This is a genomic window from Vibrio sp. E150_011 (genome assembly GCF_053544015.1).
Genome location: NZ_JBHFOL010000010.1, coordinates 126,403 through 151,888, shown reverse-complemented (window position 1 = coordinate 151,888; position 25,486 = coordinate 126,403). Strand labels below are relative to the sequence as shown.

The 25,486-nt window shown below is 44.8% G+C and carries 27 protein-coding genes; 23 read left to right on the top strand and 4 right to left on the bottom strand.

The window, feature by feature from the left end; translation table 11 throughout:
- Both pstB and phoU read left to right on the top strand, forming a co-directional pair.
- Entirely contained in the window at positions 1-819 is an 819-nt protein-coding gene (gene pstB / locus ACE1OE_RS16000) for a phosphate ABC transporter ATP-binding protein PstB (protein WP_102471065.1), read from the top strand.
- 15 nt (positions 820-834) lie between these two features.
- Entirely contained in the window at positions 835-1,530 is a 696-nt protein-coding gene (gene phoU / locus ACE1OE_RS15995; protein ID WP_102471064.1) for a phosphate signaling complex protein PhoU, read from the top strand.
- 86 nt (positions 1,531-1,616) lie between these two features.
- Here phoU and ACE1OE_RS15990 read toward each other — a convergent pair whose 3' ends face one another.
- Entirely contained in the window at positions 1,617-2,366 is a 750-nt protein-coding gene (locus ACE1OE_RS15990; protein ID WP_449211619.1) for a copper homeostasis protein CutC, read from the bottom strand.
- A 214-nt stretch (positions 2,367-2,580) separates the two neighbouring features.
- A complete protein-coding gene (locus ACE1OE_RS15985; protein ID WP_102471062.1) occupies positions 2,581-3,189 on the bottom strand; it encodes a peroxiredoxin C in 609 nt (202 codons plus the stop codon).
- A 186-nt stretch (positions 3,190-3,375) separates the two neighbouring features.
- Between ACE1OE_RS15985 and ACE1OE_RS15980 the strand changes: the two genes are divergently transcribed.
- Positions 3,376-4,281 (top strand): hydrogen peroxide-inducible genes activator, encoded by a 906-nt coding sequence (locus ACE1OE_RS15980; RefSeq protein ID WP_102471061.1) that lies wholly within the window; start codon positions 3,376-3,378, stop codon positions 4,279-4,281.
- 106 nt (positions 4,282-4,387) lie between these two features.
- Here ACE1OE_RS15980 and ACE1OE_RS15975 read toward each other — a convergent pair whose 3' ends face one another.
- Positions 4,388-4,861, bottom strand: coding sequence for a CBS domain-containing protein (locus ACE1OE_RS15975; RefSeq protein WP_102471060.1), 474 nt, complete (start codon positions 4,859-4,861; stop codon positions 4,388-4,390).
- A 258-nt stretch (positions 4,862-5,119) separates the two neighbouring features.
- Between ACE1OE_RS15975 and queA the strand changes: the two genes are divergently transcribed.
- The 5 genes from queA to secF all read left to right on the top strand — a co-directional run bounded on the left by queA (position 5,120) and on the right by secF (position 10,809).
- Positions 5,120-6,172 (top strand): tRNA preQ1(34) S-adenosylmethionine ribosyltransferase-isomerase QueA, encoded by a 1,053-nt coding sequence (gene queA / locus ACE1OE_RS15970; protein WP_449211618.1) that lies wholly within the window; start codon positions 5,120-5,122, stop codon positions 6,170-6,172.
- 167 nt (positions 6,173-6,339) lie between these two features.
- The gene (gene tgt / locus ACE1OE_RS15965; RefSeq protein ID WP_102471058.1) at positions 6,340-7,473 is read left to right on the top strand and encodes a tRNA guanosine(34) transglycosylase Tgt; all 1,134 of its coding nucleotides are present in this window, start codon (positions 6,340-6,342) and stop codon (positions 7,471-7,473) included.
- 170 nt (positions 7,474-7,643) lie between these two features.
- Positions 7,644-7,973, top strand: a complete 330-nt coding sequence (gene yajC, locus ACE1OE_RS15960; RefSeq protein ID WP_102471057.1) for a preprotein translocase subunit YajC — start codon at positions 7,644-7,646, stop codon at positions 7,971-7,973.
- A 22-nt stretch (positions 7,974-7,995) separates the two neighbouring features.
- A complete protein-coding gene (secD, locus tag ACE1OE_RS15955) occupies positions 7,996-9,852 on the top strand; it encodes a protein translocase subunit SecD (protein WP_102471056.1) in 1,857 nt (618 codons plus the stop codon).
- Between the two features lie 9 nt (positions 9,853-9,861).
- Entirely contained in the window at positions 9,862-10,809 is a 948-nt protein-coding gene (gene secF, locus ACE1OE_RS15950; RefSeq protein ID WP_102471055.1) for a protein translocase subunit SecF, read from the top strand.
- A gap of 171 nt (positions 10,810-10,980) precedes the next feature.
- Here the strand turns inward: secF and suhB are convergent, their stop codons facing one another.
- On the bottom strand, positions 10,981-11,784 hold the full coding sequence (suhB, locus tag ACE1OE_RS15945) for an inositol-1-monophosphatase (RefSeq protein ID WP_372061882.1): 804 nt from the start codon (positions 11,782-11,784) through the stop codon (positions 10,981-10,983).
- A 177-nt stretch (positions 11,785-11,961) separates the two neighbouring features.
- Here suhB and trmJ point away from each other — a divergent pair, with 177 nt between their 5' ends.
- The 15 genes from trmJ to hisS all read left to right on the top strand — a co-directional run bounded on the left by trmJ (position 11,962) and on the right by hisS (position 25,476).
- Complete coding sequence (trmJ, locus tag ACE1OE_RS15940) at positions 11,962-12,693, top strand: tRNA (cytosine(32)/uridine(32)-2'-O)-methyltransferase TrmJ (RefSeq protein ID WP_449211617.1); 732 nt, start codon at positions 11,962-11,964, stop codon at positions 12,691-12,693.
- A gap of 112 nt (positions 12,694-12,805) precedes the next feature.
- Positions 12,806-13,312 carry a Fe-S cluster assembly transcriptional regulator IscR gene (iscR, locus tag ACE1OE_RS15935; RefSeq protein ID WP_102471052.1) on the top strand — a complete coding sequence of 169 codons (507 nt, stop codon included), beginning with the start codon at positions 12,806-12,808 and terminating at the stop codon, positions 13,310-13,312.
- Between the two features lie 29 nt (positions 13,313-13,341).
- Positions 13,342-14,556, top strand: a complete 1,215-nt coding sequence (locus ACE1OE_RS15930) for an IscS subfamily cysteine desulfurase (RefSeq protein WP_102471051.1) — start codon at positions 13,342-13,344, stop codon at positions 14,554-14,556.
- Positions 14,557-14,589: 33 nt separating this feature from the next.
- Complete coding sequence (gene iscU / locus ACE1OE_RS15925) at positions 14,590-14,970, top strand: Fe-S cluster assembly scaffold IscU (RefSeq protein ID WP_102471050.1); 381 nt, start codon at positions 14,590-14,592, stop codon at positions 14,968-14,970.
- A gap of 56 nt (positions 14,971-15,026) precedes the next feature.
- Positions 15,027-15,350 carry an iron-sulfur cluster assembly protein IscA gene (gene iscA / locus ACE1OE_RS15920; RefSeq protein WP_102471049.1) on the top strand — a complete coding sequence of 108 codons (324 nt, stop codon included), beginning with the start codon at positions 15,027-15,029 and terminating at the stop codon, positions 15,348-15,350.
- Between the two features lie 49 nt (positions 15,351-15,399).
- On the top strand, positions 15,400-15,915 hold the full coding sequence (hscB, locus tag ACE1OE_RS15915; RefSeq protein WP_102471048.1) for a co-chaperone HscB: 516 nt from the start codon (positions 15,400-15,402) through the stop codon (positions 15,913-15,915).
- 23 nt (positions 15,916-15,938) lie between these two features.
- Entirely contained in the window at positions 15,939-17,789 is a 1,851-nt protein-coding gene (gene hscA, locus ACE1OE_RS15910; protein ID WP_449211616.1) for a Fe-S protein assembly chaperone HscA, read from the top strand.
- Between the two features lie 19 nt (positions 17,790-17,808).
- Positions 17,809-18,147, top strand: coding sequence for an ISC system 2Fe-2S type ferredoxin (fdx, locus tag ACE1OE_RS15905; RefSeq protein ID WP_102471046.1), 339 nt, complete (start codon positions 17,809-17,811; stop codon positions 18,145-18,147).
- A 27-nt stretch (positions 18,148-18,174) separates the two neighbouring features.
- Positions 18,175-18,369: a Fe-S cluster assembly protein IscX gene (gene iscX / locus ACE1OE_RS15900; protein ID WP_102471076.1), complete on the top strand. Its 195-nt coding sequence runs from the start codon at positions 18,175-18,177 to the stop codon at positions 18,367-18,369.
- A 176-nt stretch (positions 18,370-18,545) separates the two neighbouring features.
- Positions 18,546-19,841 carry an aminopeptidase PepB gene (gene pepB / locus ACE1OE_RS15895; protein ID WP_102471045.1) on the top strand — a complete coding sequence of 432 codons (1,296 nt, stop codon included), beginning with the start codon at positions 18,546-18,548 and terminating at the stop codon, positions 19,839-19,841.
- A gap of 34 nt (positions 19,842-19,875) precedes the next feature.
- Complete coding sequence (gene ndk / locus ACE1OE_RS15890; RefSeq protein ID WP_102471044.1) at positions 19,876-20,301, top strand: nucleoside-diphosphate kinase; 426 nt, start codon at positions 19,876-19,878, stop codon at positions 20,299-20,301.
- A gap of 186 nt (positions 20,302-20,487) precedes the next feature.
- Positions 20,488-21,612 carry a bifunctional tRNA (adenosine(37)-C2)-methyltransferase TrmG/ribosomal RNA large subunit methyltransferase RlmN gene (locus tag ACE1OE_RS15885; protein ID WP_102471043.1) on the top strand — a complete coding sequence of 375 codons (1,125 nt, stop codon included), beginning with the start codon at positions 20,488-20,490 and terminating at the stop codon, positions 21,610-21,612.
- Between the two features lie 513 nt (positions 21,613-22,125).
- A complete protein-coding gene (rodZ, locus tag ACE1OE_RS15880; protein ID WP_449211628.1) occupies positions 22,126-23,052 on the top strand; it encodes a cytoskeleton protein RodZ in 927 nt (308 codons plus the stop codon).
- Positions 23,053-23,061: 9 nt separating this feature from the next.
- Positions 23,062-24,183 carry a flavodoxin-dependent (E)-4-hydroxy-3-methylbut-2-enyl-diphosphate synthase gene (gene ispG, locus ACE1OE_RS15875; protein ID WP_102471042.1) on the top strand — a complete coding sequence of 374 codons (1,122 nt, stop codon included), beginning with the start codon at positions 23,062-23,064 and terminating at the stop codon, positions 24,181-24,183.
- A gap of 24 nt (positions 24,184-24,207) precedes the next feature.
- Positions 24,208-25,476: a histidine--tRNA ligase gene (hisS, locus tag ACE1OE_RS15870; RefSeq protein ID WP_102471041.1), complete on the top strand. Its 1,269-nt coding sequence runs from the start codon at positions 24,208-24,210 to the stop codon at positions 25,474-25,476.
- Positions 25,477-25,486 lie beyond the last annotated feature (10 nt).

Here is a 25,486-nt window from a genome sequence, read left to right as displayed (position 1 = left end):
ATGTTTTCTATCAATCAAACCCTAGGTTACCCCACACCACTTGATGTTAATGACTTAAATGATGATCAGACCGCCATTGAAATAGAAAAATTAAATTTGTTCTATCGCGGTTCGCAAGCTCTGGATAATGTTTCAATGCGCATTCCAAAAGGGCAAGTTACCGCGTTCATTGGGCCTTCTGGTTGTGGCAAGTCAACCTTGTTGCGATGTATCAATCGTATGAATGACCTCGTTGAAGGATGCAAGGTCGAGGGAGATGTTAGACTGCACGGGAAAAATATTTATCACCCTAAAGTGGATGTGGCAACATTGCGCCGTCGAGTCGGTATGGTATTTCAAAGACCCAACCCGTTCCCCAAGTCTATTTATGAAAATGTGGTGTATGGATTACGCTTACAAGGGATACGCAATAGTCGTAATCTCGATGATGCGGTTGAGCGCTCACTGCGCGCTGCTGCTTTATGGGACGAGGTTAAAGACCGACTCCATGATAATGCGTTTGGATTATCGGGTGGTCAGCAGCAGCGTTTAGTGATTGCTCGTGCGATTGCTATTGAGCCAGAGGTTCTGCTTCTGGATGAACCAACCTCAGCGCTTGATCCTATCTCGACACTGACGATCGAAGAGTTGATTAACGATTTAAAGAGAAAGTACACCGTGGTGATGGTGACGCATAACATGCAACAAGCAGCGCGAGTAAGTGATCACACTGCGTTTATTCATTTGGGAAAACTGGTAGAGTACTCAGATACCGATGCAATCTTTACATCACCGCTGCAAAAGCAAACGGAAGACTATATTACTGGTCGATACGGATAGAGGAATAGTTAACACATGCACTTTGGTCGTCATATTTCTGGTCAATTCAATGCGGAATTGGAATCCATTCGTACTCACGTCCTTACGATGGGAGGGCTGGTGGAGCAACAGCTTTCATTTTCAATGCAGGCGCTACACAGTGACGATATTGATTTAGCGAGAAAGGTGGTACGTGATGATCATAAGGTGAATGCGATGGAGGTCTCTATCGATGAAGCTTGTACTCGAATTATCGCCAAGCGGCAACCCACAGCCAAAGACTTGCGTTTGGTTATGGCCATTATTAAAACCATTACAGATTTAGAGCGTATAGGCGATGTGGCTACGAGAATCGCAAGAGTAGCCATCGAGACGCCATCAACCAAAGAACAAAATTATCATGTGTCGCTAGAGCCGTTATGCCGTCAAGCTATTGGTATGCTTCATCAGGTGTTGGATGCCTTTGCGCGAATGGATGTTGATGCCGCCGCCGAGGTCTATAAACAAGATGATAAACTTGACGCTGAGTATGAAGCAGTGATTCGCCAACTGACGGCGTACATGATGGAAAACCCCAAAAACATCCCTAACATATTACAGGTTATGTGGTCTGCACGTGCCATTGAGCGGGTAGGTGATCGCTGCCAGAATATTTGTGAATACATTATTTATTTTGTGAAGGGCAAGGATGTTCGCCACCTTGATGAGAAAGAGATCGATAACTTTTTATAGCTTGAGACCGTCGCTCTACTGCCGGTTAGCGAGTGACTAACCCAGCAATTTTGGTGGGCTTATAGGTGTACTGGTCACCAACCTCTTTATACGTTGGGCAGTTGCTCGATGACGGCTCGTATTTTATCTGGATCGGTAACGGGAATCGCAAAGTCATCCACATCGTCTTGTCCCATTTTAGCTGTCGAAGCGACAAATAACATCTGACTTGGGCGAGTGGATTTCCCTGAAAGGTGGACCTCAGTCACCTGAGTTGTCGCAATCACATCCGCAACATTTTTCTCATTCAGCCCAGCGCCCGCCATAATAGCAACTCGCCCATTCGCCTTCTCGTTGAGCTGTTTCAGCATCGCCATACCCTCACAAACATTTTTTCCCAGACCAGAAGTGAGTATGCGCTCACACCCCAGTTCAATAACATGTTCTAAGGCTTGGAATGGATTGCTGCATTGGTCAAAAGCACGGTGAAAGGTTACGCCTAGCCCTAGTTTATGTGCGAGGGCAATAAGACGAGTAGCTAGTGGTTTATCGATGTTCCCTTCTTTGTCTAGCATACCTAATACGATACCTTGAGCACCATATTGAGCGCTGATTCGAATATCTTCTGCCATGACCTCGGCATCACTGTGATCATAGAGAAAATCACCTTGCCTAGGGCGAATCATGACATAAATAGGAATTGACGATGCTTGTACCGCTTGTTTTATCAAGCCTGCATTAGGAGTAAGCCCGCCAAGAGCTAATGAAGCGCACAGTTCTATTCGAGTTGCGCCACCCTGAATAGCCAATGGGAGAGATTCAATATTGTCGATGCACACTTCGATTTGGTAGGTCATTGAGTTATCCGACAGAAAGGAGGGGGGCAACAATATAACCCTCTGAGGCTGGATATACTAGCGATGAAAAGTGTATTGAGGGGAAATAAAAAAAGCCCGAGTAAAAACTCGGGCTTGGATTCGGCTAACTGAAAATCTCTTCAATGATTGGCTGCGGTGTCCGCTTTATTATTTCCAACCATCAACCCCGTGAGCATGGGGCGGAAGGTTTCAATTATTTAGATAGGTCGTCTGCGTGCTCAGATAGGAACGCTGCAACGCCTGTTGGAGATGCGTCCATACCAGCTTTGCCTTCTTCCCATTGTGCAGGACAAACTTCACCATTCTTCTCGTGGAAGTTTAGTGCGTCTACCATACGAAGCATTTCATCGATATTACGACCAAGTGGAAGATCGTTCACTACTTGGTGACGAACAAGGCCGTCAGCATCAATTAGGAAAGAACCACGGAACGCAACGCCAGCTTCTGGGTGCTCTACGTCGTATGCTTTGCAGATTTCGTGCTTAACATCAGCAACTAGAGGGTATTTAACTTGACCGATACCGCCATCTTCGATAGCAGTGTTACGCCATGCGTTGTGAGAGAATTGAGAATCGATAGAAATACCGATAACTTCTGCGCCTTTAGCTTGGAAATCAGCTAGACGGTTATCAAATGCGATAAGCTCAGATGGGCAAACGAACGTGAAATCTAGTGGGTAGAAGAAAACAACTGCTTTTTTACCTTTAGTGAATTCAGCGAAGTTGAAGTTATCAACGATTTCGCCGTTACCAAGAACAGCTGCTGCAGTAAAATCTGGGGCTTGACGACCAACTAGTACCATTTTTTTGCTCCTAAAATAGGTTAATTCAAACCGTCTTCGGTTTGGTCCGTGTTTGTACGAGACAAACTATAGTACACATTGTAGTATTGAAAAAAGCGAAATTAATAGATTGATTTAATCGAAAAAAGCGATGAATGAAACTGACTCATTCCTTTTTTGATAGTGTGTTAAAAGCAGGCAATAATTATGAACAAATGGCCCAGTTTAAAACAAATTCACTACCTCGTAACGCTGAATGAAACTCGACATTTTAGTGAAGCCGCAGAGCGTTGTTTTGTTAGTCAATCGACCTTGAGCAAAGGTATCCAAAACCTTGAAGAGCTCATTGGTTGCCCGCTTTATGAGAAAAAAGATAAGAAAAGCCCATTAGTATTCACCCAGGCGGGTGAAATGGTGGTAAAGCAAGGTAGGGAGCTGCTTGCGAAAGGGCAAGACCTAATGGAATTAGGTAATTATTGCCAAGGTGACGCGATGCAAGGGCAGATTAAGCTTGGTTGCATTCCAACGATTGCGCCGTTTCTATTGTGTGATTTAGTGCAAGAGGTTAACGCTCGCTACCCGCAGCTTAACCTACTACTAAGAGAAGATACGACCTCCAATTTATTAGCCGCCTTGAAACACGGTGAGTTAGATGTGCTTATTCTCGCTTTACCAATGGAAATTGGTAATATGGAGAGCTGTATTGTTGGGCAAGATCCGTTCAAAATGGTGATAAGCCGAACTCAAGCCGATCGTATCCGAGTACCAATTAAGTATGATGATCTACCGGATGAATCAGTATTCTTACTAGAAAATGAACACTGTTTAACCGAGCATGCAGTGTCTGCTTGTAAGTTGACCAAAAAAGAAAAAATCAATCCATTTAGTGCAACGAGTTTGCACACGCTTGTGCAGATGGTGGCAAACGGTTTGGGTACCACATTTATCCCACAAATGGCGATTGAGCACGGGTTATTAGACAATCAGAATCTGATTGTTATTGAGCCGCCAGGTCAGCAAGCACACAGAGAAATTGGTTTAGTTTGGAGGCCTAGTTCGTCAAGGCGAGAATCTTTTATGCACTTAGCGGATGTCGTTTCGGGGTTGCTGTAATACTAGTGAGTCTCTGCTGCAGAATAAAGTATGCGTTGCTATTTGGGGTTGGTATATAAGACACATACACCAACCATCTTGTTGTGTTTTAGATGACGTTGTTAAACTATGAAGGCTCGGTGGTTTGCTGAACCACTTCAACTTCCGACTCTTCTGGTTCTACTTCCTCTTGTAATTCGAGTAAATTAATCGCGATAGCAACAAAATCACTGTCAGTGATGATGCCCACTAATTCTCCTTTTTTGACCACTGGCAAACAGCCTACTTTGTGTTTTTGCATATACACGGCACTTTCACGAAGCCCTGCTCTGGGTTCAATTGTCATGATATTGACATGCATAAAATCGCTAATAGGTGTTGATAATGTGTAAGATTGGTCGCTTGGAACACGTTGTAAGATGGATTCTTGTACGGCGAACAAGTCGCGTTGGGAAATAATGCCTAATAGTTGTTTGTGGGCATCAACGATAGGGATATGCCTGATATCAAGCGCTTCCATCATGTGCTTAGCATCGGCGAGAGAGTGAGACCGCAATAGGGTGTGAGGGTTGCGGGTCATCATATCTTCGACCTTAATCATATAGGGCCTCCAACTCAGTGTGAATGTCTACTTTAACTATAGAATTTTCGACGCATTAAAGTTGAGAACTCGGTCGTTATTTGATGCGAATCATTAAAATTAGATAGCAAAAATGGAGTGACCGTCACGCACTAACATTTTGCTCGAAAAACCAGCATGATTACCCTTGTTCAACTTGCTATTCCATGCCGTAAGCCTATACTTAGCCGCTGCGAAATTTTTCGCCCTTCATGTCATAGATTAAGAAAGATTGGTGTTATGCAAGTTTCAGATTTTCACTTCGACCTACCTGACGAACTCATCGCCCGCTACCCTAAAGCAGAGCGCAGCGCTAGCCGGTTATTGCAGCTCACTGGCAATACAGGCGAAGTGGCAGATAAAACTTTTACCGACATTGCCAGTTTGGTTCAACCCGGCGATTTATTGGTGTTCAATAACACGCGCGTCATTCCTGCCAGAATGTTTGGACGTAAAGCATCGGGTGGCAAGTTAGAGGTGTTAGTTGAGCGCATGCTCGATGATAAACGTGTATTAGCTCATGTTCGTTGTTCTAAATCGCCAAAGGTGGGAACTGAACTATTTCTTGGTGAAAACGATGATTATCAAGCGATCATGGTCGCTAGACACGATGCATTGTTTGAGATTGAAGTGCAATCTGACAAAACGGTACTCGAGGTATTAAATGACATCGGTCATATGCCGCTGCCGCCGTATATTGATAGACCTGATGAAGACACTGACAAAGAACGCTATCAAACGGTTTACAATGAAAAGCCCGGAGCCGTTGCAGCGCCTACCGCTGGTTTGCATTTTGATGACAAAGTATTAGCAGAAATAAAAGCAAAGGGTGTGAATTTCGCCTACGTGACACTACACGTTGGTGCCGGCACTTTCCAGCCTGTCCGAGTCGACAATATCGACGACCACCATATGCACTCTGAATACGTTGAAGTATCTGAAGAAGTGGTGAAAGCCGTCGCTGAAACCAAAGCACGTGGTGGGCGAGTCATTGCTGTCGGGACAACGTCTGTACGCTCTCTAGAAAGCGCGGCTCAAGACGCGAAAGCAAAAGGAACGGAATTAGCGCCGTTTTTCGGGGATACAGAAATCTTCATTTTCCCTGGTTATGAGTACCAAGTCGTCGATTGTTTAGTGACGAACTTCCATCTACCAGAATCGACGCTTATTATGTTAGTGAGTGCATTTGCTGGCTACGATAACGTCATGGCCGCGTATCAGCATGCGGTCGATAGTGAATACCGTTTCTTTAGCTATGGTGATGCAATGTTCATCACTAAAAAAGCCGATTAGCGTTCGGTATTAGTTTTTCGTTTCACTCAAGGAATCAGTGAGAGTTTTGGTAAGGATGACCATCAAGCATTGGACAGAAATGTCAGTGCAATCGAGTGCGACAAGCTACGCTTGTTAGTGCGTTTTGACATTGAGTCAGACTGTGTCTCTGGCGAATAGGAGCCTTCGTGAAATTACAATACGAACTTAAGAAAAAAAATGGTCATGCCCGCCGTGGTCAATTGACGTTTGAACGCGGTACCGTGCAGACCCCGGCATTTATGCCAGTTGGTACCTACGGTACCGTGAAAGGTATGACACCTGAAGAAGTGAAAGACACCGGAGCGGAGATCTTGCTTGGTAATACTTTCCACCTTTGGCTACGCCCTGGTCAAGAGATCATGAAGCTACACGGTGATTTACATGATTTCATGAACTGGAAAGGACCTATCTTGACCGATTCAGGCGGTTTTCAGGTATTCAGTCTAGGTGCGACACGTAAAATCACTGAAGAAGGTGTGCATTTCCGTAGCCCAGTAAATGGCGACAAAGTATTCATGGATGCTGAGAAATCCATGGAAATTCAAAAAGATCTTGGCTCAGATGTCGTCATGATTTTTGATGAATGTACGCCTTATCCTGCGACTCACGACGAAGCAAAGAAATCGATGGAGATGTCTCTGCGTTGGGCTCAGCGTTCTCGAGATCATTTTGATAAGCTTGATAACCCGAACTCGCTATTTGGTATCGTTCAGGGTGGCGTCTATGAAGACCTTCGTGATGTCTCCGTTGATGGTTTAACCAATATTGGCTTTGACGGTTATGCCGTTGGTGGTCTAGCAGTAGGTGAACCAAAAGAAGATATGCACCGTGTACTTGAACACACAACTCCAAGACTTCCGGAAGATAAACCTCGCTACCTGATGGGTGTAGGTAAACCAGAAGATTTGGTTGAAGGTGTTCGCCGTGGCATCGATATGTTCGATTGTGTTATGCCAACACGTAATGCTCGTAATGGTCACTTGTTTGTGACAGGCGGCGTGATTAAGATCCGTAACGCCAAACATAAAACAGATGTGAGCCCTCTTGATCCAGAATGTGACTGCTACACGTGTAAGAATTACTCGAAAGCGTACTTGCATCACCTTGATCGTTGTAACGAAATTTTGGGCGCACGCCTGAATACGATTCACAACCTTCGCTACTATCAACGCCTGATGGAAAGCATTCGTAAATCCATTGACGAAGACCGTTTTGAAGAATTTGTACAAGAGTTTTACGCACGTCGCGATCGCGAAGTGCCGCCAATTGATATGAAATAATTGGTTAAATTTACGGCTATCCTGACAGTAGCTAACAATTCCTAGCTCTACGTCACATTTTTTGTGCACTTAAAGGGTGAAGAAACATTGAGTTACTGTTTGCTTCTTGAAAAGATAGGGGGATAGCCCAATTTTGAATATGTATTTACATTTAACGAGGATGTTTTCCAATGAGTTTGATTAGTTCAGCTTACGCTGCTGAAGCCGCTCCACAAGGCGGTGGTTTTGAAATGTTGATTATGCTTGGCATGTTTGCAGTGATCTTTTACTTCATGATCTACCGCCCACAAGCAAAGCGTACTAAAGAGCACAAGAACCTAATGTCATCTATGGGCAAAGGCGATGAAGTGCTAACAAACGGTGGTCTAATTGGTAAAATTACTAAGATTGCTGAAGACAACGACTACATTGCTATCGCGCTAAACGATAACAACGAAGTGGTTATCAAGAAAGATTTCATCACTGCAGTGCTACCAAAAGGTACGCTGAAGTCTCTATAAAAACAGCTAAAGGATCCTCGCTGTGCTAAACCGTTATCCCCTGTGGAAGTACTTAATGGTGATTTTCACCATTGCTATCGCAGCATTATATGCGCTTCCCAACTTATACGGTGAAGATCCGGCTATTCAAATTACAGGGGCGCGTGGCGCCTCTGTTGATATGTCGACGCTGGATACTGTCACTCAAGCTCTAGATGAAGAGCAACTCTCTTATAAATCCATTGCCTTAGAAAATGGCTCAATCTTGGTTCGTTTCAACAATACTGATGTTCAAATCGGTGCGCGAGACGTAATCAGTGAAGCTCTAGGTCAAGATTCTATAGTTGCCCTTAACCTTGCAGCCGCAACGCCTCATTGGCTTGAAGCAATTGGTGCTGCGCCAATGAAACTAGGTCTCGATCTACGTGGTGGTGTTCACTTCTTAATGGAAGTCGACATGGATGCGGCCATGGACAAGCTGGTTGGTCAACAAGAAGAAGCCTTTCGAAGTGAATTGCGCGAAGACCGCATTCGCTATCGCTCGATTCGCCCTTCAGGAAAAGACGCCGTCGAGGTTTTACTTCGAGATGAAGCGCAGCTTGCACAAGCATTGGCATCATTAGAGTCAAAGCATCCAGATATGGATTTCTTTGATTCCAATACTAATGGGCGCTTTGCTATTGTTGCTCGTTTTAAAGAAACCCGCCTACAAGAAATCCGTAATTATGCTGTCGAGCAGAACATTACCATTCTACGTAACCGTGTGAATGAGCTTGGTGTTGCTGAACCATTAGTGCAGCGTCAAGGCGCGAGTCGTATTGTAGTTGAGCTCCCTGGTGTTCAAGATACGGCAAGAGCGAAAGAGATTCTTGGTGCAACGGCAACCCTTGAGTTCCGAGAAGTCGATAGCAGCGCTGATCTAGCGGCTGCGGCTAGTGGCCGTGCGCCTGCAGGCAGTGAGATTAAGTTTGATCGTGATGGTCGTCCTGCTGTACTGAAGAAGCGTATAATCCTTGGCGGAGCAAGCATTACCGATGCGAGCTCAAGTGCTGATGAATACGGTCGTCCACAAGTTAACATCTCGCTAGATAGCGAAGGTGGTAATAAAATGGCGGCGTTCTCTCGTCAAAATATCGGCAAACTGATGGCAACAGTGTTTGCGGAATATAAAGACAGTGGTAAGCGCACCCCTGAAGGCAAAGTCATTCTTGATAAGCACGAAGAGGTGATCAACCAAGCAACGATTCAATCGGCGCTGGGGCGTAACTTCCGAATTACGGGTATCGATTCTGCGGCTGAAGCCCATAACCTTGCATTGTTGCTTCGTGCTGGTGCCTTGATTGCACCTATCTCTATTGTTGAAGAAAGAACCATTGGTCCATCAATGGGACAGCAGAATATTGATATGGGTATCATGGCGTGTATTACCGGTATGATTGCTGTGATGCTGTTTACGCTTATCTACTACCGTGGTTTTGGTCTTTTTGCTAACTGTGCCTTGATGGCAAACATCGTTTTAATTATCGGTGTGATGTCGATGATTCCTGGCGCGACAATGACGCTCCCTGGTATCGCTGGTATTGTACTGACGGTCGGTATGGCAGTTGATGCCAACGTACTGATTTTTGAGCGAATACGGGAAGAGTTAAGAGACGGACGCAATCCTCAACAAGCGATCCAACAAGGCTACGCAAACGCATTTAGTACGATTGCCGATGCCAACATTACGACGCTAATTACTGCCATTATTTTGTTTGCTGTCGGTACGGGGGCTATCAAAGGCTTCGCTGTGACACTTTCAATCGGTATTATTACCTCTATGTTTACCGCAATCATTGGTACTCGCTGTTTAGTGAACCTGGTTTATGGCGGCAAGCGCGTTAAAAAATTGTCGATCTAGGAATTAGTTATGTTTCAGATAATGAAATTGGACAAAACGATCGACTTTATGCGTTGGTCAAAAGTAGCATTTGCGTTCTCACTCGTAATGATTGCTGCAGCATTATTTACTCTGTCTACGAAGTGGTTAAATTGGGGGCTAGATTTCACCGGCGGTACGCTGATTGAAGTTGGTTTTGAGCAACCTGCGAACCTTGAAGATGTGCGTAGCGCATTGGATGCCGAAGGCTTTGGCGATGCAACCGTGCAGAACTTTGGTTCTTCTCGTGATGTCATGGTGCGTTTACGCCCGCGTGATGGTGTTCAAGCTGAAGCGCTAGGTAATCAAATCCTGAGTGCAATCAAAGAAGGTACGGGCGAAAGTGTTGAAATGCGCCGTATTGAATTCGTCGGCCCGAATGTGGGAGATGAGCTAACGGAAGCGGGTGGTCTGGCCATCTTAGTCTCACTGATCTGTATCTTGATTTATGTCTCGATACGTTTTGAGTGGCGCTTAGCGGCGGGTGCTGTTATGGCGCTGGCGCACGATGTTATTATTACCTTAGGTATCTTCTCTCTATTACAGATAGAGGTTGATTTGACCATTGTGGCAGCATTGCTCACCGTGGTTGGTTACTCACTCAACGATACCATCGTAGTTTTTGACCGAATTCGTGAGAATTTCCGTAAGATGCGGAAAGGTGAATCGCCAGACATCATGAATAGCTCGATTACACAAACGCTAAGCCGTACGTTAATTACGTCTGGCACGACATTGTTTGTGGTCATTGCGTTGTTTACGCAAGGCGGAGCGATGATCCATGGCTTTGCATTAGCACTATTGCTTGGTATTACTGTTGGTACTTATTCTTCAATCTATGTGGCTTCAGCCCTTGCTCTGAAACTTGGTATTCAGCGTGAGCACTTGATGCCAACACCGATAGAAAAAGAAGGCGAAGAGTTCGACGAAATGCCGTAGTTCTTTGATGTTGAATGAAAAGGGTCGCTCTCAGAGCGGCCTTTTTTTTGAGGGTAGGTTTCTATTATTCATTGATTAATGAAAACTAGCAGGAAGAAAAGCAACAGGTAAAAAAAATCCCAGCCGATGGCCGGGATTACAATTCAATACTTAGCGCTTAGTCATTATGACTTACTTAAGCATACCTTCGTTTGAATTTTCACGAATGTGTTTAAGCATTGATTTCACGCCACGAGCACTTGAAGCAACGATGTTGCCTGATTTCATGTGGTCTGTTCCGCCAGCAAAATCAGTAACAATAGCGCCTGCTTCACGAGCAATAAGATCGCCAGCTGCCATGTTCCAAGGCTTTAGTCCAAGCTCGAAGTAACCATCTACGCGACCTGCTGCTAAGTAGCAAAGGTCAAGTGCTGGAGAGCCAGTATGACGGAAGTCAGAACACTCAACAAACATTGAAGACATGATTTTGAAAAAGCTTTCAGAATGCTGCTTTTGCTTGTATGGGAAGCCAGTACCGATAATGGTACCTTTGATATCTTTTAAAGGAGTAACGCGAATACGAGCGTTATTGAGTTGAGCGCCAGAACCACGTTGTGCGGTAAATAGCTCATTGCGCATTGGGTCGTAAACACACGCTACTTCTGTTCTGCCTTTAATGCGAACAGCAATAGAAACACAAAAGTGCGGGAAACCATTGATAAGGTTAGTGGTGCCATCCAGTGGGTCGATGATCCATTGAACATCACTATCTTTACCTTCAATCATACCGCTTTCTTCAGCAACAATGCTGTGCTCAGGGTAAGAGGTTTGAATGGTATGGATAATGAGTGCTTCAGCTTCGTTGTCTACGTTAGTGACAAACTCCTGAGTGCCTTTCTGTACTGATTCAATCTTATCAGTGTTTTCAAGTGATTTAGCAATATGGTTGCCAGCTTTACGCGCTGCGCGTATAGCGATATTTAGCATTGGATGCATACGAATTTTCCCAACGGATGTTAAAGAACAAAAAGCGGCGGCGAGTATACCAAAGATTGAAGAAAAAGGAAGTGGTTATTTTTTGTCCTGTCATCGGCGTGAATAAAAAGACCCTGACTATTTTAGTCGGGTTTATGTTATTATTCGTCGATTTTGTAATCTTGGTGCTATTTGACAATGCTAAACAACGTTAAGATCATTCTTGTTGGGACGTCCCACTCGGGGAATATTGGTTCGGCAGCCCGTGCGATGAAAGTAATGGGAATGAGCCAGATGGTATTGGTTGATCCCCAATGTGAAGTAGACGCACAAGCCGTTGCTTTAGCTGCGGGTGCAAGTGATATCGCTTTAGGTGCCACTATTGTCTCGACTTTAGAAGAAGCCATAGAAGATTGTGGCCTAGTTGTTGGCTCAAGTGCGCGCTCTCGTACATTAGATTGGCCTATGATAGAGCCTCGTGAATGTGGTCAGCGTTTTGCTGTGGAAAGCGAAAAACATCCTGTAGCGTTAGTGTTTGGTAGAGAGCGTACCGGTCTAACTAATGATGAATTACAGTTGTGTCATTATCATACCTGCATCCCAGCTAACCCAGAATACAGTTCGTTAAATTTGGCCATGGCCGTTCAAACGTTGAGTTATGAAGTTCGGGTTGCTCATCTCGATAGAGCAAGCCAACAATTTCCGGCTCAAGATGAGCCTGATTATCCTCGTCATAAAGAGTTGGAATTATTCTATCAACACCTTGAAAAAGTGATCACGGATACCCAATTTATATCTAAAGATAAGCCGAACTTAGTGATGAATAAGTTACGTAGACTATTCAGCCGAGCTCGCCCTGAGTCTCAAGAAATCAATACCTTGCGAGGCATTTTGACCTCTATCGAGAAAACGAATTCCAAAGATATTTAACCGCACTAACTGTGTGGATGAATACCTGACTATTTTAGTCAAATGAATACTTGACTAAAATAGTCAGGTATGAAAAAATTGTTCCCACAAAGACAATGTGGAAACGTGTGATATGAGATTAACATCAAAAGGAAGATACGCAGTAACGGCGATGCTCGATGTCGCTCTGCATTCGCAGCAAAGTCCAGTCCCACTGGCCGATATTTCTGAGCGTCAAGGGATTTCCCTTTCTTACTTAGAACAGCTGTTTTCAAAACTGCGTAAAGCTGGATTAGTCTCAAGTGTGCGGGGTCCTGGTGGTGGTTATCGCTTAGGCTCGGACGCCACTGATATTTCTATTGGTACCGTTATTGCTGCCGTCGATGAATCAGTCGACGCAACAAAGTGCGCTGGCAAAGGTGATTGTCAGGGCGGTACACGTTGCTTAACTCACACATTGTGGCGAGATTTGAGTTCTCGCATTAGCGACTTTTTAAACAACATCACTCTCGGTGAGTTGATGGTGGATAATGAAGTCCTACAAATTTCTGACCGTCAGGACATTGACCTTACGGTAAATAATGGGTTTTCAAGAAAGAATAATAACGCCGCGCCCATCGGTATCAATGTTCGCTCGTAAGTAGTGTTGCTTTTACATTGGAGTAAAGAATGAAACTGCCGATATATTTAGATTATTCTGCCACTTGTCCAGTTGACCCACGCGTCGCTGAAAAAATGGTTAAATGCATGACAATGGACGGAACGTTTGGTAATCCAGCATCACGTTCACACCGTTATGGATGGCAGGCAGAAGAAGCAGTCGATAATGCACGTGAGCAAGTCGCAGATTTGCTCAACGCTGACCCTCGTGAAATTGTCTTCACATCGGGCGCAACAGAATCAGATAACCTTGCGATAAAAGGTGCTGCGCACTTTTATGGTAAGAAAGGCAAGCACATAATTACGTGCAAAACCGAACATAAAGCGGTATTAGATCCATGCCGTCAACTCGAGCGTGAAGGGTTTGAAGTGACTTATCTTCAACCTGAAAGCAACGGGATTATTGATCTCAGCAAGCTTGAAGCAGCAATGCGTGAAGACACGGTGTTAGTCTCTATCATGCACGTGAACAACGAAATTGGTGTCGTTCAAGACATTACGGCAATCGGTGAGTTATGCCGTAGCAGAAAGATCATCTTCCATGTCGATGCGGCTCAATCTGCGGGTAAAATCCCAATTGATGTACAAGAGATGAAAGTTGATTTGATCTCATTATCTGCTCATAAAGCGTATGGCCCTAAAGGTATTGGTGCACTTTACGTGAGTCGTAAACCACGTGTTCGCCTCGAGGCGCAAATGCATGGTGGCGGTCATGAGCGTGGTTTCCGCTCGGGCACACTTGCTACTCATCAGATTGTTGGTATGGGTGAAGCGTTTGCTATCGCTAAACAAGATATGCAGAAAGACTATGAACACGCGAAAGCATTAAGCGAACGTCTTTACGCAGGTGTTAAAGATCTTGAAGCGGTCACTGTGAATGGCGACCTTGAGATGCGAGTACCGCATAACCTGAACATTAGCTTTGCTTTTGTCGAAGGTGAATCATTATTAATGTCGTTGAAAGACCTAGCCGTATCTTCGGGTTCGGCGTGTACTTCAGCGAGCTTAGAGCCGTCTTATGTTCTGCGTGCGCTGGGTCTCAACGATGAGCTTGCACACAGCTCTGTTCGTTTCTCTTTTGGTCGTTTTACGACAGAAGAAGAAGTAGATTATGCGATTGAGCAGCTTAAGACAGCGGTGAATAAATTACGCGACATGTCTCCTCTATGGGATATGTATAACGAAGGGATTGACCTTGATACGGTCGAGTGGGCACACCACTAATCTCAAGGAAATAGAGGATTCGAGGAATAAATTATGGCGTACAGTGAAAAAGTAATTGACCACTATGAGAACCCACGTAATGTTGGTTCATTTGATAAAAATGACCCAAGCGTAGGTAGTGGTATGGTAGGCGCACCAGCATGTGGTGACGTGATGAAACTGCAAATCAAGGTAACACCAGAAGGTATTATCGAAGATGCGAAGTTTAAAACCTACGGCTGCGGCTCTGCGATTGCATCAAGCTCACTGGTAACAGAATGGGTTAAAGGCAAGTCAGTAGACGAAGCCGCTGCAATTAAAAACTCAGAAATTGCTGATGAGTTGGAATTGCCACCAGTAAAAGTGCACTGTTCTATTCTTGCAGAAGACGCGATTAAAGCCGCGGTTGCTGATTACAAGAAAAAGCGCGACTAAATACCGGGTTGATACCCACAGAATTGATTCAATAGATAAACAGATAAGGTTGTAGTATGGCCATCTCCATGACAGACGCAGCAGCGAGTCGAGTAAAAGCATTTCTAGATAATCGAGGCAAAGGCCTTGGTTTGCGCCTAGGTGTCAAAACAACTGGGTGTTCAGGAATGGCTTACGTGCTTGAATTCGTTGATGACCTTGACGATGGTGATGAAGTCTTTGAGCACGCTGGTGTAAAGGTGATCATCGATGCTAAGAGCCTTGTCTATTTAGATGGAACAGAACTGGATTACGTAAAAGAAGGTTTGAACGAAGGCTTTGAATTCAATAACCCGAACGCGAAAGGCGAATGTGGTTGTGGTGAAAGCTTTAATGTTTAACCGATAAGGAGCTCAGTTTACTGAGCTCCATTACTACGAGTCATACGATATGAACCATTTTGAACTATTTGGGCTACCTGTTCAGTTTCCGCTGGACGGTAGCCTTCTTTCTTCTCAGTTCCTTGAGCTTCAAAAGCGCTTTCACCCTGATAACTTTTCGACAGCTTCAGAGCGAGATCGTTTGCTGGCGGTACAAAAAGCCGCACAGATCAATGATGCGTATGAAGTATTACGACGGCCCATATCTCGAGCGGAATATTTACTTGCTGAAAACGGCATTGATATTCGGGGAGAGCACAGGACATTGCAGGATCCTCTGTTTCTTATGGAACAAATGGAGCTGCGTGAAACCCTCGAAGACGTCGCGAATTCACCTGATGCAGAAGAAGAACTTTTTGACTTTGAACGTCAGGTAAGCAAAATGTTTAACGAACACCTATCAAGTCTGACGAATGAGCTGGTCAACGGCCATTGGGATAGCGCTGCAGATAGTATTCGGAAACTCAAATTTATCGCCAAGCTGAAAAGCGAAATAGAACAATTAGAAGAAAAACTGCTTGGTTAATCACAGCCTCCAAGGATATTTGAATGGCATTACTTCAAATCGCAGAGCCGGGACAAAGTTCTGCACCACACGAACATAAACTGGCCGCGGGTATTGATTTAGGCACCACTAATTCATTGGTCGCAAGTGTAAAAAGTGGCGAGACCTCAACACTTTCAGATTCACAAGGTCGAAAAATCCTTCCCTCTGCTGTGCATTACTCACCAGAGCAAGTAACGGTTGGTTACGATGCGAGAAATAACGCATCGAAAGACCCAGAGAATACAATTGTCTCTGTAAAGCGCCTATTAGGTCGCTCATTAACAGACGTTAGATCACGCTACCCATCATTGCCTTACCATCTAGTCGAAAGCGACAACGGCTTACCGATATTGCAAACGATGAACGGCGACAAAAACCCTATTCAAGTCTCCGCGGATATCCTTAAGGCATTGGCGGCTCGCGCAGAAGCGTCATTGGGTGGCGATCTTGCGGGTGTTGTCATTACCGTACCCGCGTATTTCGACGACGCGCAGCGTGTCGGAACCAAAGATGCGGCAAATCTAGCGGGATTACATGTGCTTCGTTTGCTTAACGAACCGACGGCTGCCGCGATCGCTTATGGACTGGATAGCGGTCAAGAAGGTGTTATTGCCGTGTATGATCTCGGTGGTGGGACGTTTGACGTCTCCATATTACGCTTATCAAAAGGCATTTTTGAGGTACTGGCAACCGGCGGTGATTCGGCGTTGGGCGGCGATGACTTTGACCATCTTATCGCTGATCACATCCAATCTTTAATCGGAATGTCAGCGCTATCTTCGGCTCAACAGCGCGAACTGCTTGATGCGGCTACTCAGGCTAAAATCGATCTAAGTGAGGCAGAGCGTGCCACGATCTCTGTGCTGGATTGGCAAGGAGAACTGACGCGCGACACATTTAATGATCTTGTTCGACCTTTATTGAAGAAAACGTTGATGTCATGCCGTCGTGCTTTGCGCGATGCAGAAGTTGAGGCCGATGAGGTCTTAGAAGTCGTGATGGTCGGCGGCTCGACTCGTACCCCTCTAGTTCGCGATATGGTTGGAGAGTTCTTCGGTAAAACACCACTTACGAGCATTAACCCTGATGAAGTGGTCGCGTTAGGCGCGGCTATTCAAGCCGATATCTTGGTGGGGAATAAACCCGACTCTGAGATGCTACTTTTAGACGTGATTCCATTGTCGCTCGGTATTGAAACGATGGGCGGCTTGGTTGAAAAAATTGTGCCTCGTAATACAACAATTCCAGTTGCCAAGGCGCAAGAGTTTACGACGTTCAAAGATGGTCAAACAGCGATGTCTGTGCATATTGTTCAAGGTGAAAGGGAGCTGATTGATGACTGTCGTTCATTAGCGCGCTTTTCTTTGAAAGGGATCCCACCGATGACGGCGGGGGCTGCGCACATTCGAGTCACCTATCAAGTTGATGCAGACGGTTTGCTCTCTGTGACCGCAATGGAAAAAAGCACCGGTGTTCAATCAGAAATCCAAGTGAAACCGTCTTATGGGTTGAGTGATGAAGAAGTCACCAATATGCTCAAGGACTCAATGACGTTCGCTAAAGAAGATATGCTCGCACGAGCATTAGCGGAGCAGCGCGTTGAAGCGGACCGAGTGATTGAAGGACTGGTCGCTGCAATGCAGGCAGATGGCGATGAGTTGTTAGATGAAGCCGGTAAGCAAGCGTTGATGAATGCGATAGAATCATTGATCCAATTGCGCAATGGCGACAGTGCCGATGCAATTGAACAAGGTATTAAAGACACTGATAAAGCCAGCCAAGATTTTGCCTCTCGTCGAATGGATAAATCTATCCGAGAAGCTTTAGCTGGTCAGTCAGTCGACAATATTTAAAAGTAAGGACCAAGTAGTCATGCCAAAAATTGTTGTATTACCTCACGAGGACCTTTGTCCTGAAGGTGCGGTTTTAGAAGCGAAACCGGGTGAAACGGTATTAGATGTTGCTTTAAAGAATGGTATCGGAATTGAGCACGCATGTGAGAAGTCATGTGCCTGCACCACATGTCACATTATCGTGCGTGAGGGCTTTGATTCTCTTGATGAAAGTGAAGAGTTAGAAGATGACATGCTCGATAAAGCGTGGGGACTTGAACCCGAGTCTCGTCTTGGGTGCCAAGCAAAAGTGATGGATGAAGACCTGGTTGTTGAAATCCCTAAATATACACTTAACCACGCGTCAGAAGACCACTAATCGGTCTGCTAAGGAGAGCTTATGAGTATTACATGGACGGATTCGCGCGATATCGCCATTGAGTTGTGTGACAAATTTCCTGAGACGGATCCTAAAACGGTACGTTTTACGGACTTACATCAATGGATCATCGAGTTGGATGAATTTGACGATGAGCCAAATCGTTCCAATGAAAAGATCTTGGAAGCCGTCATATTATGCTGGATGGATGAGTTTGAGTAAGCAAATTCGCTGACTAAATATAAAAAAAACGGGCCTTTGGCCCGTTTTTTTGTACCGACTTGTTACATTGTTATTAAATCGGATGGGCCTGTCATTGGTATTGACTCTACATAATGCTAACATCTTGGAATTACAGGTACGATGAAACATAAAAATGGACAAGACAAGGAGAAACCATGTCTAACACACTGTCAGTATTTCTTAGCCAAGAAGTGGCTCCTTCTCAATGGGGCGAAAACGCGACTCTTTCCTATCTAGAGTCAGGCGTTACCATTCATATCAGCGATAACCTAGAGCTAGATGTTATTCAAAAAGCGGCTCGTAAATTGGATGCTCAAGGTATTACGAGTGTTGTTTTACAAGGGGGTGAGTGGGATTTGGAAGCGTCTTGGGCTTTTTACCAAGGGTATCGTAATCCGAAGAAAACCACGACAGTTGAACTGCCGACGCTATCTGAAGCGGATAACAATGAGTTGAATGCACGCATCAAAGCGTCTAATTGGACTCGTGACATCATCAATAAAAGTGCAGAAGAAGTCGCACCTCGCCAATTAGCGACGATGGCTGCCGAGTTTATTAAATCGACCGCACCAGAACATGTGACTTATCGTATCGTTAAAGACAAAGACCTGTTAACTGAAGGGTGGACGGGTATTTTTGCGGTAGGTCGCGGCTCTGAGCGCACATCAGCTATGCTCCAACTCGATTATAATCCAACAGGCGACCCTGAAGCGCCAGTATTTGCTTGTCTTGTCGGCAAAGGAATTACGTTTGATTCTGGTGGCTATAGCTTGAAACCTTCAAATTTCATGACGGCGATGAAAGCTGACATGGGCGGCGCAGCCACGATTACAGGCGGCCTAGGTCTTGCTATTCTTCGTGGATTGAACAAGCGAGTGAAGCTTATTCTTTGCTGCGCAGAAAACATGGTTTCAGGACGAGCGTTAAAGCTTGGCGACGTTATTACCTACAAAAATGGTAAAACGGTTGAGATCATGAATACTGATGCGGAAGGACGCTTGGTATTGGCGGATGGTCTAATTTTTGCGAGTGAACAGAACCCAGAAATGATCATCGATTGCGCCACATTAACCGGTGCGGCTAAGAATGCATTGGGGAATGATTACCACGCTGTTTTATCGTTTGATGACGAGCTCACTCATCAAGCTCTAACGCATGCCAATCAAGAAAAAGAAGGGCTCTGGCCACTTCCTGTTGCTGACTTCCACCGTAGCATGTTGCCATCAAACTTTGCCGACTTATCCAACATCAGTAGTGGCGATTACTCACCAGGTGCCAGCACCGCTGCTGCGTTCTTATCGTACTTTGTTGAAGATTATAAGAAAGGTTGGCTGCACTTTGACTGTGCCGGTACATATCGCAAGTCTGGCTCTGATAAATGGGCCGCTGGCGCAACGGGTATGGGGACACGCACTCTTGCTCGATTACTCGTAGAACAATCTAAAAAATAGAAAACAACTGATAATAAAAAAGAAAGGAAAAACGATGACCCTAGAAAGAACATTTTCAATCGTTAAACCCGATGCAGTAGAGCGTAATCTTATTGGCGAAATCTATCACAGAATAGAAAAAGCCGGTTTGAGTATCGTTGCTGCTAAAATGGTTCGCTTAACGGATGACCAAGCGAAAGGCTTCTATGCGGAGCACGAAGGCAAACCTTTTTTTGGCGCATTACGTGAGTTCATGACATCGGGACCTATTATGGTTCAGGTCTTAGAAGGGGAGAATGCGATCTCTCGTTACCGTGAGCTTATGGGGAAAACAAACCCAGAAGAAGCCGCGTGCGGCACCATTCGTTCTGACTATGCGCTAAGTATGCGTTATAACTCCGTGCATGGCTCTGACAGCCCTGAATCAGCAGCGCGAGAAATTGAATTTTTCTTTCCAGAATCTGAAATCTGCCCTCGTTAATCGAGTGCTGAAGATTAAAAGGAGGCTGAGGCCTCCTTTTTTATTGCCACTCTTCTTTACTGTATGAAAAATGTTCACTTATAAATGAAAGCCTTATTATTTTAAGGTTTTGTTGCGCTTGTTGCAGGAGGCTAAAGGCTGTACAATTCGCGCCCTTAACAGAATCTTCGTCATTTAAGAGGCAACATGACCGTACAAAAAGTCAATCTACTCGATTTTGATCGCAAGGGCTTGCGCAAGTTTTTCCAAGAAGAGCTAGGCGAGAAAGCCTTTCGTGCTGATCAGGTAATGAAGTGGATCTACCATTTCGGTTGTGATGACTTTGAGAAAATGAACAACATCAACAAGAAACTTCGTGAGAAGCTGTTGAGAGTTGCCGAAATAAAGGCTCCGACTGTTTCAGAAGCTCAGCATTCATCGGATGGCACCATAAAATGGGCGATGCGAGTAGGGGATCAAGATGTTGAAACCGTTTATATTCCTGATGATGATCGGGCCACTTTGTGTGTGTCATCTCAAGTGGGTTGTGCGTTAGCGTGTACATTTTGCTCTACGGCTCAGCAAGGCTTTAACCGTAACCTAAAAGTATCAGAAATTATTGGTCAGGTTTGGCGCGCTGCGCGTGAGATTGGTCTGCAAAAAGAGACTGGCCGCCGCCCGATCACGAATGTCGTGATGATGGGGATGGGCGAGCCTCTACTAAATATGAAAAACTTGATACCAGCGCTAGAGTTGATGCTTGATGATTATGGCTTTGGTTTGTCAAAACGCCGTATCACTGTCTCAACCTCAGGTGTTGTGTCGGGTCTTGACCAAATGACCGGCAATATCGATGTAGCGCTTGCCATCTCTTTGCACGCACCTAATGATAAGCTTCGTAGTGAAATCATGCCGATCAATGATCGTTGGGATATCCAAGACTTTTTGGCGTCAGTTCAGCGTTATATTGCCTCATCAAATGCCAACCGTGGCAGAGTAACGGTTGAATATGTTCTCCTCGATCATGTCAATGATGATATGGACCATGCTCGAGAGCTCGCTGAGTTGCTTAAAGATACGCCTGCGAAGATTAACTTAATTCCATTTAACCCTTATCCGGGCTCACCGTATAAAAAGCCAAGTAATTCTCGTATTGATCGCTTTATGAAAACGTTGATGCAATACGATTATACCGTCACGGTGCGAAAAACACGTGGTGATGACATCGATGCAGCGTGTGGCCAATTGGTTGGCGACGTGATCGACAGAACGAAACGAACGAAGCAACCAGCGTTACAAGGTGCGGAAGAGATTCCAGTCAAGACACTGTAATAATTTGCGTGATTTAAAAGCCAAGTTTCGACTTGGCTTTTTTGTACCAATACATAAAGTGTAAATACACGGTATTTATCCGATCGCAGCCACAAACTGATACAATTATTTTTTCCATTAGGGAACAAATATTGTTTTTATTAATCAAATAGTTCAAACCGTCGCCTGATTGACGTAAGTTTTGTTATTTTTTAATCAAAATAGCGTGTATTCGTAATGATTTACGATTGGTTATTTTAACTCACGATCATAATCGACTATCATGGTACGCCGGAATTGATAATCTCAGGCTTTGGGCATTGATTCTTTCAGTGAGAACATATTATAGCGTCGGCAGTTCGGTAATGAATACCTCGTTGACGTTGGCCATTAGGGACTATGCTGTAAAAACAGGTAGTGCATTCGATTGACTATACTGAAGCTGGTAAGCACCAATAAATAAAATGAAATAAGTGTGCATCAACTACAGTACCAACTATAAGAAGTACAAAATTAATGAGCACAGAAACGAAGATGAATACCGACGACGTAGTAAAAGACAAAGACGTTGTTTTAGCCGGCACAATTTTAAAGCAAAAACGTGAGGCATTAGGGCTTACTCAAAAGCAAATTGCCGATAGGCTTCGCCTAAGAGTCGCTTTGATTCAAAAGATAGAAGCAAACGAGTTTGATGGTGAACTGGTCGCTACCTTTACGCGCGGTTATCTTCGTTCATATGCTAAAGCTGTTGGCGTTGACGAAAAAGAAGTGCTGGGCGCAATCGATCATCATGGAGAAGCTCAGCATAGCGAACAAGCAATGCAGAGCTTTTCTAAGAAAACGAATAAAGAAAAACATGATAGCCGAATCATGAAACTTACCTGGGGCATCTTTGCCGTTATTATCGGTATATCTTCGATTTGGTGGCTACAGAATCAACAAAAAGATACCTTGTCTGAAATTGCAGATACTAGTGAACCTAGTGCTGAGGTTGCTGAATCTGCGGTTATCGAAGACACTAATTTTGAAAGCGTTTCTGATGCTGAAACTGCACCGGTTAAGACTCTTGATGTTTCTGCTGTGTTGGAATCATCAACGCCGGCTACTGAGCAAAATGTAACAGACACAATTGATGCTTCAGCCACGGAAGAGAACCTTTCAACGGCCTCTGAGGAAGTCGAGAGTGAAGTAGCTCCAGTGGAAAAAAAAACAGCTGAAATTGGGTTAACGAATCTTACAATGTCGTTTGAAGGTGATTGTTGGATCCAAGTAAAGGATGCCAACGGGAAAACCATTACGACAGGCATCAAGAAACCCGGAGAGCGAGTAGATGTGAACGGCACTGCGCCGTTTAAGATCATTTTAGGCGCGCCAGAAAAGGTTTCTATGACATTTGCGAGTGAACCTGTTGACCTTTCTGGGTATACTTCAGGCAAAGTAGCTCGATTCACCTTACCTTAGATATTTACTATGCATCACGAATCTCCAATTAAACGTCGCCCATCTACGCGTATTTATGTGGGTGATGTACCTATCGGTGACGGCGCTCCAATTGCCGTTCAATCCATGACAAACACGCGTACGACGGACGTGCAAGCGACCGTCGCCCAAATCCGTGCGTTGGAAAATGTAGGGGCGGATATTGTCCGTGTCTCAGTGCCAACAATGGATGCGGCAGAAGCATTTAGAGAAATAAAAAAACAAGTCTCGGTCCCCCTGGTTGCTGATATCCATTTCGATTACCGAATTGCATTGAAGGTTGCTGAATATGGGGTGGATTGCTTACGGATCAACCCTGGTAACATCGGTAATGAAGAGCGAATTCGTTCTGTTGTCGATTGTGCAAGAGATAAGAATATCCCTATCCGAATCGGCGTCAATGGTGGTTCGTTAGAGAAAGAAATCCAGATGAAATATGGCGAACCGACACCTGAGGCGTTGGTAGAGTCAGCAATGCGCCATGTGGATATTCTGGATCGCTTGAACTTTGATCAATTTAAGATCAGCGTGAAAGCCTCTGATGTATTTCTAGCGGTTGACTCCTATCGTTTGTTAGCAAAGAAAATTGATCAGCCCCTCCATCTCGGCATTACTGAAGCTGGTGGAGCAAGAGCTGGGGCCGTTAAATCCTCTGTGGGTTTAGGCATGTTGCTTGCAGAAGGTATTGGCGACACACTGCGAATTTCTTTAGCCGCAGATCCGGTTGAAGAAATCAAAGTAGGTTTTGATATCTTAAAATCGCTGAGAATTCGCTCACGCGGTATCAATTTTATTGCTTGCCCAAGCTGTTCTCGCCAAGAGTTTGATGTCATTAATACGGTCAATGCGCTTGAAGAACGTTTGGAAGATATTATTACTCCAATGGACGTATCCATTATAGGCTGTGTGGTGAATGGACCAGGAGAGGCAGAAGTGTCTCACCTTGGATTAGCTGGCAGCAATAAAAAAAGCGCTTTTTATGAGGACGGTAAACGTCAAAAAGAGCGCTTGGACAATGACGATCTAATCAGTAAGTTAGAAGCTAAAATTAGGGCTAAAGCCTCAATCTTAGATGAAAGCAATCGAATCGACATTAATCAAATCGACAAATAATCTCAATGATAACGGTATGTAACTGTGGCTAAAACAATACAAGCAATTCGAGGCATGAATGATTGCCTTCCAACACAATCTCCACTGTGGCAAAAAGTAGAGAATACGGTTAAGCAGGTTGTCAGTGCATACGGCTACAATGAAGTCCGTATGCCAATTGTTGAGATGACAAACTTATTTCGCCGTGCGATCGGCGAGGTAACGGACGTGGTTGAAAAGGAGATGTATACCTTTGAAGACCGCAACGGCGACAGTCTAACGCTTCGTCCTGAAGGTACGGCTGGTTGCGTTCGTGCGGGAATCGAAAATGGTTTGCTCTATAACCAAGAACAACGTTTGTGGTACATGGGACCAATGTTCCGTCATGAACGCCCACAAAAAGGCCGCTACCGCCAATTCCATCAATGTGGTGTTGAAGTATTTGGTCTCAATGGCCCTGACGTGGATGCTGAACTGATCATGATGACCGCACGTTTATGGCGTGAATTGGGTATTAATGAACATGTCCGTCTTGAGTTGAACTCAATTGGCTCACTGGAAGCTCGAGCGAATTATCGCACGGCATTGATTGCTCACTTAGAGCAGCATATTGATGTGTTGGATGAAGACAGTAAGCGCCGTATGCACACCAACCCGTTACGTGTTCTTGACAGTAAGAATAAAGATGTTCAAGCCATTCTCGTTGATGCTCCTGAGCTGTCTGACTATTTGGACGAAGAATCAAAAGCCCATTTTGCTGGCTTGTGTGCATTATTAGACGCAGCAGGCATCGCTTATACGGTTAATCAACGTCTTGTTCGCGGTTTAGATTATTATAACCGCACGGTATTTGAGTGGATTACTGAAAGTCTAGGTGCACAAGGTACGGTTTGTGGTGGCGGTCGTTATGATGGTCTCGTCGAGCAATTGGGTGGCAAAGCAATGCCAGCGGTTGGCTTCGCAATGGGATTGGAGCGCCTTGTTCTAATGATGGAAACGTTAGAGCTGACCGAAGTACGTCGTAGTGTTGATGCTTATGTCGTTACTTCTGGTGATAGCACGATGACGGCAGGCGTTAAACTCGCTGAGCACCTTCGTGAATCTATCCCTGGTATCCGTGTCATGAACCACTTTGGTGGCGGCAACTTTAAGAAGCAGTTTAAGAGAGCTGATAAAGTAGGCGCGGTGTACGCATTGGTTCTAGGTGACACTGAAGTCGCTGAGAACACGGTTGTGGTCAAAGATTTACAAGGTGGCTCACAAGAAACAGTTGCGCTTAATGAGTTAGTCGCTAAATTAGCAGATATTATTTAAATCCTGTCTT